General features: G+C 44.1%; 10 protein-coding genes. 3 read left to right on the plus strand and 7 right to left on the minus strand.

Features of this window, described 5'->3' with window-relative positions:
* Positions 1–169: 169 nt before the first annotated feature.
* Positions 170–2,431, plus strand: coding sequence for a cation:proton antiporter domain-containing protein (locus V7K36_RS20765; RefSeq protein WP_335118837.1), 2,262 nt, complete (start codon positions 170–172; stop codon positions 2,429–2,431).
* Between the two features lie 549 nt (positions 2,432–2,980).
* Here the strand turns inward: V7K36_RS20765 and V7K36_RS20770 are convergent.
* The 6 genes from V7K36_RS20770 to V7K36_RS20795 all read right to left on the minus strand — a co-directional run bounded on the left by V7K36_RS20770 (position 2,981) and on the right by V7K36_RS20795 (position 10,394).
* A complete protein-coding gene (locus tag V7K36_RS20770) occupies positions 2,981–4,393 on the minus strand; it encodes a TolC family protein (RefSeq protein WP_335118839.1) in 1,413 nt (470 codons plus the stop codon).
* Positions 4,394–4,511: 118 nt separating this feature from the next.
* Positions 4,512–5,183 carry an ABC transporter ATP-binding protein gene (locus V7K36_RS20775; protein WP_334832504.1) on the minus strand — a complete coding sequence of 224 codons (672 nt, stop codon included), beginning with the start codon at positions 5,181–5,183 and terminating at the stop codon, positions 4,512–4,514.
* Between the two features lie 418 nt (positions 5,184–5,601).
* On the minus strand, positions 5,602–6,882 hold the full coding sequence (locus tag V7K36_RS20780) for an ABC transporter permease (RefSeq protein ID WP_442948495.1): 1,281 nt from the start codon (positions 6,880–6,882) through the stop codon (positions 5,602–5,604).
* Positions 6,883–6,904: 22 nt separating this feature from the next.
* Complete coding sequence (locus tag V7K36_RS20785; RefSeq protein WP_335118841.1) at positions 6,905–8,500, minus strand: efflux RND transporter periplasmic adaptor subunit; 1,596 nt, start codon at positions 8,498–8,500, stop codon at positions 6,905–6,907.
* Positions 8,501–8,815: 315 nt separating this feature from the next.
* Positions 8,816–9,451 (minus strand): hypothetical protein, encoded by a 636-nt coding sequence (locus V7K36_RS20790; protein ID WP_335118843.1) that lies wholly within the window; start codon positions 9,449–9,451, stop codon positions 8,816–8,818.
* Positions 9,452–9,755: 304 nt separating this feature from the next.
* Positions 9,756–10,394, minus strand: a complete 639-nt coding sequence (locus V7K36_RS20795) for a TetR/AcrR family transcriptional regulator (protein ID WP_335118845.1) — start codon at positions 10,392–10,394, stop codon at positions 9,756–9,758.
* Between the two features lie 145 nt (positions 10,395–10,539).
* Between V7K36_RS20795 and V7K36_RS20800 the strand changes: the two genes are divergently transcribed.
* A complete protein-coding gene (locus V7K36_RS20800; RefSeq protein ID WP_335118847.1) occupies positions 10,540–11,427 on the plus strand; it encodes a tetratricopeptide repeat protein in 888 nt (295 codons plus the stop codon).
* A 238-nt stretch (positions 11,428–11,665) separates the two neighbouring features.
* Here the strand turns inward: V7K36_RS20800 and V7K36_RS20805 are convergent, their stop codons facing one another.
* Positions 11,666–12,070: a response regulator gene (locus V7K36_RS20805; protein WP_334832516.1), complete on the minus strand. Its 405-nt coding sequence runs from the start codon at positions 12,068–12,070 to the stop codon at positions 11,666–11,668.
* Between the two features lie 469 nt (positions 12,071–12,539).
* On the opposite strand from V7K36_RS20805, the gene V7K36_RS20810 reads away from it, so the two are divergent.
* Positions 12,540–15,080 (plus strand): DNA gyrase/topoisomerase IV subunit A, encoded by a 2,541-nt coding sequence (locus V7K36_RS20810; protein WP_335118848.1) that lies wholly within the window; start codon positions 12,540–12,542, stop codon positions 15,078–15,080.
* Positions 15,081–15,432: the final 352 nt, after the last annotated feature.

Raw genomic sequence — 15,432 nt, forward strand, 5'->3', positions numbered from 1 at the left:
TTGATGAGAAAAGCTTTACTCCTGAACTGACAGCTTCGAGCGATCGCGCATGATCATCTTGCCGTTAATAATGACAGTTTAAGCTCCTAGGCCGATGTAGAAATAAACATTTTCAGTATTTACTTGAACAGCCCCTTGAAAAATTTGTAATCCATCTTTGGACGCTTATATGCAAAACCTGTCCCTGATGTTAGTGCCTGTACTCGCTGCACAGAAAGCAGCCGGTGACGGTTTAATTAAACCTCTCGGTCATCATGAGCTGCTATTGGTGCTGGTGCAACTGTCACTGTTGCTTCTGGTAGCGCGGGGATTAGGTGAGTTAATGCGCCGGATTAACCTACCGCCTGTTGTTGGGGAATTATTAGCAGGTGTGCTGCTTGGCCCTTCTATATTTGGTTTGCTTCTTCCAGACTTACAGGCGCAAATCTTTCCTAAAAGTCAAAATCAGTCTGATTTACTTTCGGTGATTTCTTGGTTAGGCGTGTTATTTTTGCTGATTGTGACTGGCTTGGAGACGGATCTCAAGCTGATTCTTCGTAAGGGTAAAACGGCTTTGCTGATTTCACTGGGCGGAATTATTGTCCCGTTTATCACCGGATTCGGATTGGGCTGGCTATTGCCAGATAGTTTTTTAGCCGACCCAGATAAGCGACTGGTATTCAGTCTGTTTATCGCCACAGCAATGAGTATTTCGGCAGTACCAGTGATTGCTAAGGTGCTAATGGACTTAAACCTGATTCGCCGTGACATAGGTCAAGTCACCTTAGCAGCTGGGATGACTGACGACACCATCGGCTGGATTTTACTTTCTGTGGTTTCAGGTTTAGCTACTAGCGGCAAGTTTGACTTTGGGACAGTTTTTCACTCCGTGAGTGCGGCAGTATTGTTTCTAGCGATCGCTTTCACAATCGGACGTACCATCGTAGACCAGATTTTGCGCTGGGTTGATGACTACGTTGGCGGAATCTCCGCTAGTATATCAGTTGTGCTGATTCTTTCGCTCTCAGCAGCAGCACTTACCCACGCATTAGGTCTGGAAGCAGCATTAGGTGCTTTTGTGCTGGGGATTCTGGCAGGTCAATCCCGCCGCTTTAGCAATGAAGCTGGACATCTGCTAGAAGTCTTCACAGCAGCCTTTCTAGCGCCAATTTTCTTTGCTTCAGCTGGCTTGAAAGTTAACTTGCTAACTCTGTTAGTCCCTCAAACGTTGATATTTGGCTTGATTGTTCTTACTGTCGCCTGTGTTGGTAAATTTACAGGTGCTTACATTGGTTCTCGCGTGGGTGGCTTGAGCCATTGGGAAGGTTTGGCAATGGGTTCCGGGATGAATGCTCGCGGGGCGATGGAAATTGTCGTTGCCACGATTGGTTTATCTTTGGGAGTGCTGAATCCACAGATGTACTCGATTATTGTCATGGTAGCGATCGCAACTTCCTTAATGGCTCCACCGCTTTTGCGCTGGTGTTTGTCGAAGGTGGTTATGAGTGAAGAGGAAGCGCGACGTTTGGAACAAGAAGAACAAGATAGCCAAAGCTTTATCAAACAAATCCAGCGTGTCTTAATACCCACTAGCGGTGGCCCCAACATCCAACTCGCGGCGCAACTAGTCGGTTACATGGCTCACCAAAACTCCATAGAAGTCACATCTCTATATGCCCTGAGTGACAAGCAGCCCCAAAAAAAAGCACGTCGAACGGCAACCCAAGTTAAAGACACCGCCGCCGAGGAAGCTCTGGCTTCTGTTGCTGAAGAAATGCAGCTACCTGCTGATACCATCCTGCAAACAAAAACGGAGTCTGGGCGTAATAAGGCGGAGGTGATTCTGAATGAAGCGAACAAAGGCTATAACTTGATCGTACTGGGAGCTTCTGAACAGATCCGCCCCCAGAAAGCATTGTTCAATTTGCTTGTAGACCGGGTAGTACAAGATGCGCCTTGTGCAACAATGGTGGTGAAGTCGCACTTACCCCACCCTAAAGGCGAGATATGCAAAATTGCTCAACAACATCTGAAAAAAATTCTGGTGCCTACGGTAGGGACAGAATATAGCAAAAATGCGGTAGAAATGGCAAGTACGATCGCTGCTCAAACAGGGGCATTAGTGATGATCGTTAACGTGATTAATTTGCCACAGGTTGAGTATATTCTTTACGAACAGCGATCGCTAGCTCCAGTGAAAGAAATTGCCCATGATATGCTCGAACAGCAAGCAGCAATTGGCCGCAATCTGGGTGCTGATGTCAAAACCTATATTCTGCAAGGAACCAGCTCAGAAAGGGAAATCCTCAAGTTTGCCCAAACCAATGAAGTTGACCTAATTATTCTCGGAAGTAGTATCCGAATGGTTACGGGTCGCGTTTTCTTCGGTCACAGAGTCGATGCAATTCTGAGTAAAGCCCATTGCCCAGTAGCCGTAATTACTACGCCATAGTCGTTCTCATTAGATGCATTTAGTTTGCTTAAATATAGCTACACTCACATAGATTACCAATCTAAGGATCTAAGCAAACTTTTCTTTAATGATTTGACCTTAAGAACGTGGATTAAATAAAATACAAAACTTTAACTTTATCCTATCTCTAGCTTCCCTCTCCTTTATAAGGCTACGGTGTACACATAAGTCTCTCTAGACACAATTTACGGTTTCTCGAATAGCTCAAGAAAACCTCACCCTGGTTTATGCTACGCAAAACCTGTCCCTCTCCGTGAGTTCGGAGAGGCATTAAAGTCAGGACAGGGTGAGGTTTTTGGGTAATTTGAAGACTTGTGTGTACACCGTAGCCTTTATAAGGAGAGGGATTCAGGGTGAGGTAAGCCAGGGACATAAATTGGATGTTATTTAATTCTTATTCCTTAGTACAGCATTTCATTAATTCGTAGCAAATTAAATTTTGCAATACCCTGCAATGCCAATGCATCTCAATGCAATGTTAATGCGTTTCCCTGCGTTAAAAAACTACGTTTTTACGCAAAACTGTACTTAGCGCGAAGCCCTGTAAGTGACTGATATTTGCAAATTAGCTAGAGCGATATTGTAATTCAAAATAGCTGTGACTCGATTACCTTCTGCTGTTGTCAGGTCATTTTCAGCAGCAATCACTTCTGTTTGAGTGCCCACACCAGCTTGGAACCTCAGCCTTGCTAAATTTAGAGCTTCCCTGGCTTGATTTAAAGCCACACTAGAAGTTTGCACATTATTTAAATTGGATTGCAATTGAGAATAGTACTGTTCTACATTAAAGCGAATTTGGTCGCGCTGGCTAGCAAATTGAGTCTCTGCGATCGCAATATTAGCTTTCGATTGAGCCGCACTCGCTCTTGCTGCGCCCCCATCAAACAAAGTTAGACTTCCTTGAATTGCTGCTGAATACCCATCAGTAACGCTGACGCCATCATTATACCGATCCAGCAGGTTGTAGTTGCCTACCAAACTAATTTGCGGCCCTAACTGTGAAAGCGCCTGTCGTCGCTGTTGCTCATAAATATTACGTTGTGCCAAATACTGTGGCAATTCTGGACGATTTTGAAACGCTTGGATAATAGTTTCTTCCAGTGTTGCCTGCCAAAGACCCGCTATTTGTACGGGATCTGCGGCAGTGATATCAACTGACTGCGACAAACTTAACAGAGTTGCAAGCTGACGACGGGCAATTCGCTGCTGTGAAATAGCATTAGTCAGGACTTGTTGGGCATTTGCTAAATTTACCTGAGCTTGTAGCACATCGAACTGCGTACCTACTCCAGCATCTAGTCGAGCCTGAGTATCCCGCAAACTAGCCTGGGCATTCTCCACAGCAGACCGACTAATTCTGACTTGTTCATCGGCTTGTTGCAAATTGTAGTATTGAGTGGTGGCATTCAACCTAATTGTCAAAGACTGACTTTCAACATTAAATTCATCTACACGTAGTTGTTCTTCAGCTGCTTGGATTGCCGCTTGTCGATTCCCGGAGGTATAGAGGTTATAATTCAGTTGTGCTGAACCATTGAAAGAACTGCTGCTTTGAGATTGACTGCTACTAAAACCATTTCCACTGTTAGTCACACTACCGTTGATTGCCAGAGTAGGAAATAAGGCAGCTTGAGACTGACGTAGCGCCGAGCGACTGCGTTCTAACTGCAATATGGCTACTTGTAAGTCTCGATTGTTGCGTTGTACTAGTTCCAAAGCTTGTGCCAAACTGATTGGCACAGTTTCCTGAATCCTTACTTCCTCCGGTTTGGTAGGAAATTGGAGAGGATTGGGATTGGGGTTGAGGTAATCGGGAACCTGTACAGAGCTTGAGGAATTCTGCGGTTTTGGCGGAGTTGCTGCACTTGCTAAAGTTGAAAAAAGAATTGCGGTCGCGACGCTAACCCAGGTAGAATGCACGAAGATTAAGCTGAAATTCATAAGATAGATATAGTCATTAATCGGGTTTCTTTGAGGATACAATCAAAAGTTTTCATCCTGATTGACCTGACAATGGTTTAAATTTTAAATTCCTTCTCAAATGGTTGATATTAACAAATTAACCTACAATCAAGCCATCCTGAACTCGAATAATCCTATTGGTTTGAGCAGCAATATCTGGTTCATGGGTGACAATCACAATCGTAATCCCTTGGTCATTAAGTTCTGTCAGCAAACTCATCACCTCACGCGAAGTTTCAGTATCTAAAGCTCCTGTTGGCTCATCTGCCAAAACTAACGCAGGTCGGTTGACCAAAGCGCGAGCGATCGCTACCCGTTGTTGTTGTCCGCCAGACAGTTGACTAGGACGGTTAGCTATGCGTTCCGCCAGTCCTACCTTTTCCAAGGCTTCTAATGCCCTTTCACGGCGTTTTGGCTTAGGCAAGTTAGCGTAAACCATTGGTAACATGACGTTTTCCAGCGCTGTCGCCCGCGCCAATAGGTTAAATTGTTGGAAAACAAAACCTATCCTTTGGTTGCGGATATAGGCTAATTCATCATCATCAAAAGTCGTCAAGTTTCTGCCTTCAAAAATATAGTCTCCAGTTGTGGGACGATCCAGACATCCCAAAATATTCATCAGCGTGGATTTACCCGAACCTGACGCACCCATAATAGAAACGTATTCCCCTTCCTCAATGGAAAGTTGAATTCCCTTGAGTATTGGAACACTAACTTCTCCCAAGTAGTAAGTTTTAGTAATAGATTCCATCCAAATCATCGTTGTCATATTGATTTTGCCTTAATAAATTATTAGTTGTTGGTTGTTAATTTTTCAGAAATTGATTTATCGTAGGGAAAATTCATGAATCGCCCCTACAGCGTGTAGTTTTGCATCAGTAAGTCGGCGAGAAAAATTTAATGTATATGAAGAAATCTAAATTATTAGTAGTGGCGTGGCAAGGCTAAAATATTGCATTACAAATCTTGGAAATATTGAGATTTTAGAAACATAACTAAATTTTTCTATTGCATCAATTTAGCCTTGACACGCTAGTTGGGTGTGTTACGCCGTAGGCTAACCTTGAATCGTTGACGGTGCGTTGTCGCGCAGTGTAACGCACCCTACATTTAAATTTATTAACATAGCTTGAAATATTAGCACCGACTTACTTAAGTCCTATTTTAAATTTTCCAGTTTGAATTATTTAGTCGCTTCGTAAAGCGTTGATTGGATCTAATTTAGATGCGTTTCGAGCTGGAATTACCCCGGCGAGTAAGCCAACCGTTAAGGAGAGTCCAAAGCCAGCAATGATCGACAAGAAAGAAATTACAAAGGGAAATTTGAAAATGTTTGCAGCTGCAAACGCTAATAAAATACCAGTCGCCATCCCAATGCATCCGCCGACAATGGAAATCACGATCGCTTCGGCTAAAAATTGATTAAGTATCGCAGAATTGGTGGCACCTACGGCTTTGCGAATCCCGATTTCTCGCGTCCGCTCAACCACGGAAACTAGCATAATATTGGCAATGCCAATTCCACCAACCACCAGAGAAATTCCCGCGATCGCTACTACCATTACTGTAAATAAACCCACAATACTAGTAAAGGTACTAACAATATCAGCTTGATTGGTCAGCCGAAAATCATCAGCTTGCGGCGGATAAATGTTGTGACGCAGCCGTAAGAGATTGGTGACTTGAAACTGAGCGGCTTCTAACTGCTCCTGATTCGCGCCTTTAACTAAAATTCCATTTACAGAAACGCCAACCAAGGCATTGTTACCAACCAGTCTCTTCGACATAGTAGTTAGAGGGATGAAAATCTGGTCATCTCGATCCATCGGTCCTTGAGCGCCTTTAGGCTCCATCACTCCAATTACTTCATAAGCCTCTCCCTGAATCCGAATTCGCTCACCGATCGGATTTACACCTTTTCCAAAGAGTGTGGTTTGGACTGTGGGGCCAAGAATGGCCAGCTGTGCAGCAATATCTAGTTCTTCCTGAGTAAAATATCTCCCTTGCTGGGGATGGGTATTTCTGACTTCTGGGTAGTTTAAATCTGTGCCATAAATGGTTGTTGAGGTGTTCTGTCCTGCATATACAACTTGGGCGGTGCGTTGAAGATAAGCAGAAACCATCTGGGCTGATGGCGCTTGTGTAGCGATCGCCTTAGCATCTTCCCAAGTCAAGGTGCTGCTAGAACCTACTCCTTGACGGACATTCCCGCTTCTTGCTGCACCCGCCAAAATTTGGATCACATCTGTACCCAACGCTTGTATCTGTTGCTCAACTCCCTTTTGCACTCCCTGACCAACAGAAGTAATCGCAATGACTGAGGAAATCCCAATAATCACGCCCAACATAGTTAGACCCGTGCGTAATTTGTTACTCCACAGAGTCTCTGCCGCCATTGTCAAAATTTCCAGCAACGGTACTGTGCGGGTCTTCTTAGCTTTGTAAAAGCCCTTAAATATCTTAAACATAAGGTTTTATTTAAAACTCACTTTAAGGGGAACCACCGCCTTGAGAACGACCACCAGAAGAACCACCACCTGAACGACCGCCACCACCGCCTCCGCCTGCTCCTGAGCCTCCTCCTAGACCAGGAAAAACTCCTCCTCTTGGTGTTGATTGCGGACGTGATCCTGGTGGGAAACTGAGTAATACTCTCTCGTTTCCTGTCAATCCAGACTTAACTTCGGTAAAGTTATTCGCGGTAACGCCTGTCTCGATGCGAGTAAACACAGGTTTGTTATTCTTTCCTGCCACAAACACACCTGTGGCATTTTCTTGCCGCACCACTGAGGCCGTTGGCACTACTAAAACATTTTCAACTTGACCGACTTGAAAATCTACTGCCACATTCATCCCAGACCGCAATAGTCTTTGAGGGTCCAAAAGTGATACTCTGACTTCAAAACTGGTGACGTTTTGCTCTACTACTGCTTGGGCAGCAATTTGGCTGACTTTACCTTCAAAGGTTTTTCCTGGGTAGGCATCTGCTTGAATCGAGACTTTTTGACCAAGGCGGATTTTGGAAATATTTGTTTCCGCTAAACTTGCTACAACTTCATTTGTTGAAGCTAGAGACAAGATTGAAGAAGAAGAAGAAGAAGCTACTTCACTACTGGCAGTTGTGGGTGTCACGAAAGCGCCTGGATCAGCAAACTTCTTTGTGACTACACCATCAAAGGGGGCGCGAATGATCGTGTCATTGATTTCGGCTTGGATGTTTTGCAGCGAACCACGAGCAGATGTTACCTGGGCGCGGGCTGCGTTAATGTCTTCTTGGCGCGTTCCGGCTTTCAGAAGTGCCAAAGCTTGCTGTCTCTGCTTCACCACAGCTCTTGCTTGCTCGATGTCTTCTGGACGTGACCCGGCTTTTTGCAACCCCAGTGCTTGCTGTGCTTCATTTACACTACCTTGGGCGCTGTCGCGAGTGGCACGGTTTTGGTTAAGAGTCTGAAGGGAAATACCGCCTGCATTGTAAAGCTGTTGATTACGAACAAAATCATCTTCTGCTTGGCGAAGGGTGGCTTGAGCGCTTTGCAAGCGTGCCTGTGCTTGGCCAATATCTTGAGAGCGATTACCTGCTTGTACCTTTTGCAGATTCGCCTCGGCTTCGTCTAATACTCCTTGTGCTTGAGCAATATCTTGAGGACGATTACCTGCGATCGCTTTTTGTAAATTAGCCTCGGCTTGTGCCAATTGTCCTTGAGCTGAGGTGAGTTGCCCCCGCAGGTTGGAATCATCCATGTAAGCGACAATCTGTCCTTGTTTGACGAGATCTCCTTCCTTTGCCAACAGGCTTTTCAGGATGCCGGAATTTTTCGGGCTGAGGTTGATTGACCGCTCAGGCTTCACCGTTCCGTTCGCTGAAACTGTGATTGTTAAACTCTGTCTTTCTACAGGCTTTGTCAGCACCCGGCGTCTGGCTTCTTGACGGGAAACAACCGTTACTTGGTAATAAACGGCATAGCCAATTCCACCCAAAAGGCAAAGAGCAATTAGCCAAGAGAGCCAATTACGTTTGACCTTTTTTTTCTTTACCTCTGGAACCAAAACTGATGAATCTACGGGGTTTAATGTATCAATTTTCATATCCACTTTTTTATCTATAAAGAACGGCTACCGAGTCAGTTATTCATGCCTAAAACTATGCCTGGTAGCCCTATACTGACAATTTCTTGAGTTTTTAGTGTTTTCACAAAAAAGAATTCAGGAGCAGAGCGTCTGGAGTCTCCCCAAGTAGAGCAAGTGGCGTCAACTTGTGTTCAGAATTAAGCATGAATTGGAGTCCGACTGGCTCCTGAATAAAGGGTGAAAAACTATACTAAATCCAAGATTTAGTGGTCAACTCTCGTAGTGGCGGGTCTGAATCCCCAAGGAATTACATTCTGAATTCTGACTTCTTATTTAAAAAAGGTGTATGTTGATTAGCGATGGTCTCTCAGCAGGAATTATGTAGCCAGGAGCATAAAATTCCTGCTGTGGGCCAATAATAACCCCGTCGGGAAGTCTGGAGTAACCATTACGAAGTCTGACTACGTCTCTAGCAGAAATAATTCTCCCATTAGCCAATCTGAGATCACCATTACGAAGTCTGGCTGCTCTGCTATTGTATTGATTGTCGCGGTTCCAATTGCTCCTGTCTCCAACGTTTCTAACTTCTCCAGTATTGGCTCTGCCGTCGCGGTTCCAATTACCCCGATCGCTAGAGTTTCTAACTTCTCCAGTATTGGCTCTGCCGTCGCGGTTCCAATTACCCCGATCGCTAGAGTTTCTAACTTCTCCAGTATTGGCTCTGCCGTCGCGGTTCCAATTACCCCGATCGCTAGAGTTTCTAACGTCTCCGGTATTGGTTCTGCCGTCGCGATCCCAATTACCCCGATCGCTAGAGTTTCTAACTTCTCCAGTATTGGCTCTGCCGTCGCGATCCCAATTTTGATCGCCTTCACCCGTCTGGGCATTTGCAGGCGCAGCCAAGAGAGCGGGAACAATGATTAGGGCAGCAGCAGCTAAGACTATTGATACACGGTTTGCTTTCAGCATTTAATTGACTCCTTGTTTAGATTTAAGTTCTATTCTGCTTAGGTTCAGATTTAGTAATTTAGACAGTTGCTTTTGTTTTGGCATCAAGATGTCTAATATTTACGCTATCGTATAAATTCGTACATCTTAATTATGGCTCAAAAATTCCCAACCGATGTATGACCAAAGTCACTAGTAATTCCAGACTGATGTATGACCAAAGTCATCAGTTTTTATAATGCTTACTGGGGAAGGGAAAACGCGGGTAAATATTTCTAAAAATCTCTTTGCTTCTCCGTGTAAGAGCCTCCCCGCGTCAGTTTACTTAATCCTGGCTTGGTGCAATTCCTTGCCAGACAATATCCACAATACTCAGGATAAATACTGATGCTTCCGTGGCAGGATCTCCAGAATTTAAGTAAGTTCCTATTGCTAATTCGGCAGTTGGTATACTGACTTGGGACGACATCTGTTCCAAGAAAACGTAATTCATCACCGATCCTACTAAGATATGAGCCACTGTCTGGGGATCGCAAGGGCGAAGGCGATCTTGGTTGATCTCACGCTCTAGGAAAGCAGTCAGTACTTTGACATCTAGCATCGGTGTTGGCTCTTTACCTCCAAGTTCTGGCATTGCATTGCCTCGCGATCGCAGCATCATTATTCGAGGCAGCACATCGCGATAGAATTCCATAATCTGGAGGCAAATATTGATTAGGTTTTCTTTAAGATCGCCTTTGCCACAGAGAGATTCCAACTCGTTCACCCAGAGAGGTTTTTCTGGAATTCCCATCGCCGCAAAAAATAATTCTTCTTTCGTTGAGAATCGTTTGAAAATTGAAGCTTCAGAAATACCAGCCTGTTGAGCAATTTCTAAGGTTGATGCACCAAATCCTTGTTGCAGGAAAACTTGACGAGCCGCTTCTAAGATTTGCTGATTGGTGATTCTGGGTATACGAGCCATAAGTAAGTAAGTGGATACTTATTAATATATTGCCTTTGTGATCGGGATGTCAAGAGCTAATCACGTCAGATTTTGCTACCGTCAAGAGCGGAGATCGTTTAAGCTAGCTGAAAGATTCTTTGATTAGTGGCTTAAAGGCGGTAGTGTGCCTAAATATGTTCGTTTGATTTCTTTTCTAATGGTTTGTAGTTTGTGGAGTATGCCAAAAGCCGCTAACGCGCAGGCATTAATACCCCATACATTGCAACTAGATGCGACAAAGTTAGAGAAGCAGGGGTTGAGCTTAGCACAAGAGGCAGCTCAACTAGCTCAGTTTCAACAGATTGATTTAGCTTTGCCACGAGCGCGGCTGGCGAGTCAACTGGCTCCTGGGAATGATAAGGTGTGGTTGCTGTTAGGTGGATTGCAACTGCAAACTAAAGAGTTTGACGGAGCGATCGCTAGCCTGAAAAAAGCGCAATCTATCAACCCCAAAAATGGTGATATTTTGTTTGCTTTGGGTTCAGCGAATTTTCAGCAGAAAAATTATCAGGCTGCTCTTATCAATTACCAAGATGGTTTGAAGTTAAAACCCAATGATCCAGAGGGGTTATTTGATTTGGGTAATGCTTACTTTCTGCTGGGTAAATTGCCAGATGCCATCGCCCAGTACGATAAAGCCGTTTCCCAAGATAAAAAATTCTGGCCGGCGCTCAACAATATTGGCTTAATCAACTACGAACAGGGTAATATCCCCGAAGCGATTAAGCGATGGCAATCTGCTGTAACCCTTGATAAGCAAGCCGCAGAACCTTTATTGGCCTTGGCAGTGGCACTGTATACTAAAGGCGAGCGCCAACAAGCACTAACCTTCGGAGAAGCAGCACTCCGCATCGATTCACGCTATGCTAGTTTGGATTTCCTCAAAGAAAATCTCTGGGGCGATCGTCTACTGTCTGATACGAAAAAATTCCTAGAATTACCCCGTATTCAAGCAGCCCTACAGCAACGAGAAAACTCATCATCAGCCCCTGGAAAACAGCCTACCCAATAAAAGTGAGGAGTAGAGACGCGATTAATCGCGTCTCTACAGGAGTTAGGAGTTAAATATTTCAACTCTTCATTCACAACTCCTCACTCATAACTCCTCACTCATAACTCCTCACTCCTAACTCTCTGATCACCACTTGCCTAAAAGTACCTTTTTGTAGTACATATATACTAGCTAAATACAGGAACTAGTCGCCCAAAAACATTGGCGGGTGAGTATTCCTGAAATAAGTCGTTAATTCTCAATGGTCGTCTGTGGGTAGAAGTGCGATGATTTGGTCAACAAACTGTTGATGGTCAACAACTGGCTTAGAAATGTAGCCATCAGCACCGCTTTGCTTGAGAAAATTCTCGCGATCGCCTTCCATAGCATGTGCCGTCACCAAAATAACAGGTAATTTTGCTGTTTTTGGATCAGATTTTAACATTTGTGTAATCTTGATTCCATCAACAGACTTACCTTGATAAACACTTCTAGACAGAGAAACATCCATCAAAATCAGGTCGGCTTCTCCTGATTGGGCAATTTTGATGACTTCTTCGACATTTTCAGTGTGTTTCACACCCAAGCCACCACGTTTGGACAAAATTTTGGAAAAAACACGAGCATTAATTAGATCGTCTTCGACAATTAAAACAGTTTTCATGAGAATTTTAGTTATAGAGGTGAGAGGATTCAAGAATTCCAGAATTCAAAATTAACAAATGCAATCATGATCAGAAGCAGTCAGAAGACAGAATTCAGAATTCAGAATACCCCGCAGTCAAGTCAGGAGTAACAGTCATGGAAAGAATTTTTTCTTCTCCATGATTAAAATCGCTTGCTCTAAACTTCGATTCCCTATCCAGTCCCACAGAATCCATTCTGGATTCTGTCTCCTGAATTCTGAATTCTTCTTCGGTAAGTATCATGGCTACTAAGTTTATGTAGATTATAGTCGTCTGCATCCTTTTTAATAGTCAATGTGTATCCTCGTCATCAAGGATGATACTACTGCTTTTTATTCTATGACTATCAAAATTTTGTTATGAATCCCATTTCATCCGTTATGCTGTGGTTGCTGCAATATTGAGTTCCATCGGCTTTTGTGTAGTTAAATTTCAGGGAAAAAACTCATGGCAAAACAGTTAAACCTGCTCTCAACGGGACAGGTAATTACAACAGCCCTGCACACCGAGATGCAACGGTCTTATCTAGAATATGCCATGAGCGTGATTGTCGGGCGAGCGCTACCAGACGTGCGTGATGGCTTAAAACCAGTGCATCGCCGCATTCTCTATGCAATGCACGAACTCGGTTTAGTACCAGATAGACCCTATCGTAAATGTGCCCGTGTAGTGGGTGATGTGTTGGGTAAATACCATCCACACGGCGACCAATCAGTTTACGATGCCTTAGTGAGGCTGGTGCAGGATTTTTCTAGCCGCTATCCTTTACTAGCAGGACACGGTAACTTTGGCAGCGTCGATAATGACCCGCCAGCAGCGATGCGCTACACAGAAACACGCCTCGCACCCATCAGCCATGAGGGAATGCTGACAGAAATTGGCGAAGAAACTGTAGAATTTGTCGGTAACTTCGATAATTCCCAGCAAGAACCAACGGTGCTACCTGCTCAATTGCCGTTTCTGTTGCTTAATGGCTGTTCTGGTATTGCCGTGGGAATGGCGACGAATGTTCCACCGCACAACTTGGGGGAAATTGTCGATGGGTTAATTGCCTTAATCGACAACCCAGATTTGCCAGATGAAAAATTATTCGAGTTAATTCCAGCGCCAGATTTTCCCACTGGTGGGGAAATAGTTGGTCAGGCCGGAATTCGGGAAGCATACACCACAGGTAAAGGTGGGATTCTGCTGCGGGGAGTTGCGACTCTGGAGGAAATCCCAGCTAGTAGGGGAAGCAAGCGACGGACGGCAATTATTATTACAGAATTGCCATATCAAGTGAATAAGGCTGGCTGGATTGAGAAGGTAGCGGACTTAGTAAATCAAGGTCGTTTGCTAGGAATTTCTGATCTTCGGGATGAGAGCGATCGCGAAGGGATGCGGGTGGTAATTGAACTCAAACGCGATACCAATCCCCAAGAAGTTCTCCAGCATTTATATCACCAAACTGCTTTACAAATGACTTTTGGGGCAATTCTCCTAGCAATAGTGGATGGACAACCCCGCCAGTTAAGTTTGCGTCAAGTGTTGCAGGAGTTTTTGAGTTTCCGAGAACAGACGCTGAACCGTCGTTACAATTACGAGTTGGGTAAGGCTCAAAGTCGTGTGAATTTGGTAGAAGGTTTACTCAAAGCGCTGTCTAATTTGGATGAGGTAATTAGAATTTTGCGCCAAGCTCCCGATGGAAGTACGGCAAAAATTAACCTTTGTAGCCAACTAGATTTGAGTGAGGAACAAGGAGATGCGATTCTAGCTATGCCGTTACGCCGCCTCACCAGTTTAGAACAGCAAAATTTGCAGCAGGAATTTGAGCAGATAAGTCAACAAATTAGCTTATTGGAGCAATTACTCAACGATCGCCGGGAATTATTGAAGGCGCTGAAAAAAGATTTGCGATCGCTCAAGCGCAAGTACAACGATCCCCGGCGGACAAAAATCGCAGAGGAGCAAAAGTCTAGGGCAGAGGATCAGAAGAACAGAGGATCAGAAGATGATCAAGACAATCCAAAATCCAAAATCGTTCCACTGAGCGCTCACGCCGAAGTCCAAAATCCAAAATTAGAACAGCCAGCAGAGGAAGCAGTTTTAGAATTTACCCAACGGGGTTATGTCCGTCGCACCCAGCCATCTGGGAGAAAGTCAAAAGGTGAAAATGGTCTGCATGATAATGACTTCATTATTCAAACAGTGTTGACCAACACCGAGAAAGATTTGCTAATACTAACCGGTGGCGGCAAAGTCTATCCTGTGAACGTGGGAGAAATCCCCCCAACCACCGGACGTTCTCCACGGGGAAAACCTTTGATTACTATGCTCAGTAGTACTGCTCAAGGCGCTCAAGAAGCAATGGTCAGCCGCTTTTTGCTCCCGGAAAATCTCGAAACTAGGCAGATGATTCTCGTAACAAAACAAGGACGAATTAAGCGTCTGTCTTTGGGAGAATTTACTAACTTGACTCGGCGCGGAATCACGATTTTGAAGCTCAAAGACGATGATGAATTGTCATTTACCCAGTTCACGACTCCAGGGGAGCATCTGATTTTAGCTAGTTCCGGTGGGCGACTGTTGCGTTTTGCAGTCAATGATGAACAATTACCGATTATGGGTCGCACAGCGATGGGTTTACAAGCATTTCGGTTATTGAAAAATCAGCAAATGGTTGGCTGTGTCACTGTCGGTAAAGATGACCAACTGCTGCTAGTCACTCAAGAAGGATATGCCAAGCGGATGGCTGCGAGTCAGTTAAGAGCGGCTAATCGCGGCGATTTAGGCACGCAAGCGCTGAAATTTGCTAGCAAAACTGACAACTTAGCTGGTATGGTCATAGCGATCGCATCTGGTGAGGTAGCTTTAGTGACGAATAGAGAGCGGGTAGTGCGGATACCTGTGGAAACAGTGCCGATCTTAGGTAAAGATGTGAAAGGTGAAAGCATCCTTCAACTTAACCGCGATGAAAAAATCATCACCGTTGCCGAAGTGCGATCGTAAATTATGTAGGGCTTATCTCGTTCCCAGTCTCAGACTGGGAACGCCTTTTTAGAGGCTCCGCCTTATAAAAAGGCAGCTTAAGTAAGTGCTTTAGATTCTCAATATCTCTATTAATTATCAATAATTTTTAATTGTAAAATAACAAACTCTATGGAAGATAAAGCAATACAAATAACCAGTTGACAATTAATTTCAATAAGCTAATATTGTCTATAACGCTATAAATCTACATAATATTTTTTCTCTCTCAGTAAATCTAACTTAAGGACGATGTTTTAATGTGTATAAATAGCTATTTATATTTATGTCAAGGTATGGAAACAAAAGTATAAAAAATGTTGCCTTGATAAAA

The organism is Nostoc sp. (assembly GCF_036919555.1).
GTDB lineage: Bacteria > Cyanobacteriota > Cyanobacteriia > Cyanobacteriales > Nostocaceae > Nostoc.

What these genes read in the sequence shown, in the direction of transcription:
- V7K36_RS20765 (WP_335118837.1), top strand. Translation starts at nt 170, where the DNA reads ATGCAAAACCTGTCCCTGATGTTAGTGCCTGTACTCGCTGCACAGAAA.
- V7K36_RS20770 (WP_335118839.1), bottom strand. Translation starts at nt 4,393, where the DNA reads ATGAATTTCAGCTTAATCTTCGTGCATTCTACCTGGGTTAGCGTCGCG.
- V7K36_RS20775 (WP_334832504.1), bottom strand. Translation starts at nt 5,183, where the DNA reads ATGACAACGATGATTTGGATGGAATCTATTACTAAAACTTACTACTTG.
- V7K36_RS20780 (WP_442948495.1), bottom strand. Translation starts at nt 6,882, where the DNA reads ATGTTTAAGATATTTAAGGGCTTTTACAAAGCTAAGAAGACCCGCACA.
- V7K36_RS20785 (WP_335118841.1), bottom strand. Translation starts at nt 8,500, where the DNA reads ATGAAAATTGATACATTAAACCCCGTAGATTCATCAGTTTTGGTTCCA.
- V7K36_RS20790 (WP_335118843.1), bottom strand. Translation starts at nt 9,451, where the DNA reads ATGCTGAAAGCAAACCGTGTATCAATAGTCTTAGCTGCTGCTGCCCTA.
- V7K36_RS20795 (WP_335118845.1), bottom strand. Translation starts at nt 10,394, where the DNA reads ATGGCTCGTATACCCAGAATCACCAATCAGCAAATCTTAGAAGCGGCT.
- V7K36_RS20805 (WP_334832516.1), bottom strand. Translation starts at nt 12,070, where the DNA reads ATGAAAACTGTTTTAATTGTCGAAGACGATCTAATTAATGCTCGTGTT.
- V7K36_RS20810 (WP_335118848.1), top strand. Translation starts at nt 12,540, where the DNA reads ATGGCAAAACAGTTAAACCTGCTCTCAACGGGACAGGTAATTACAACA.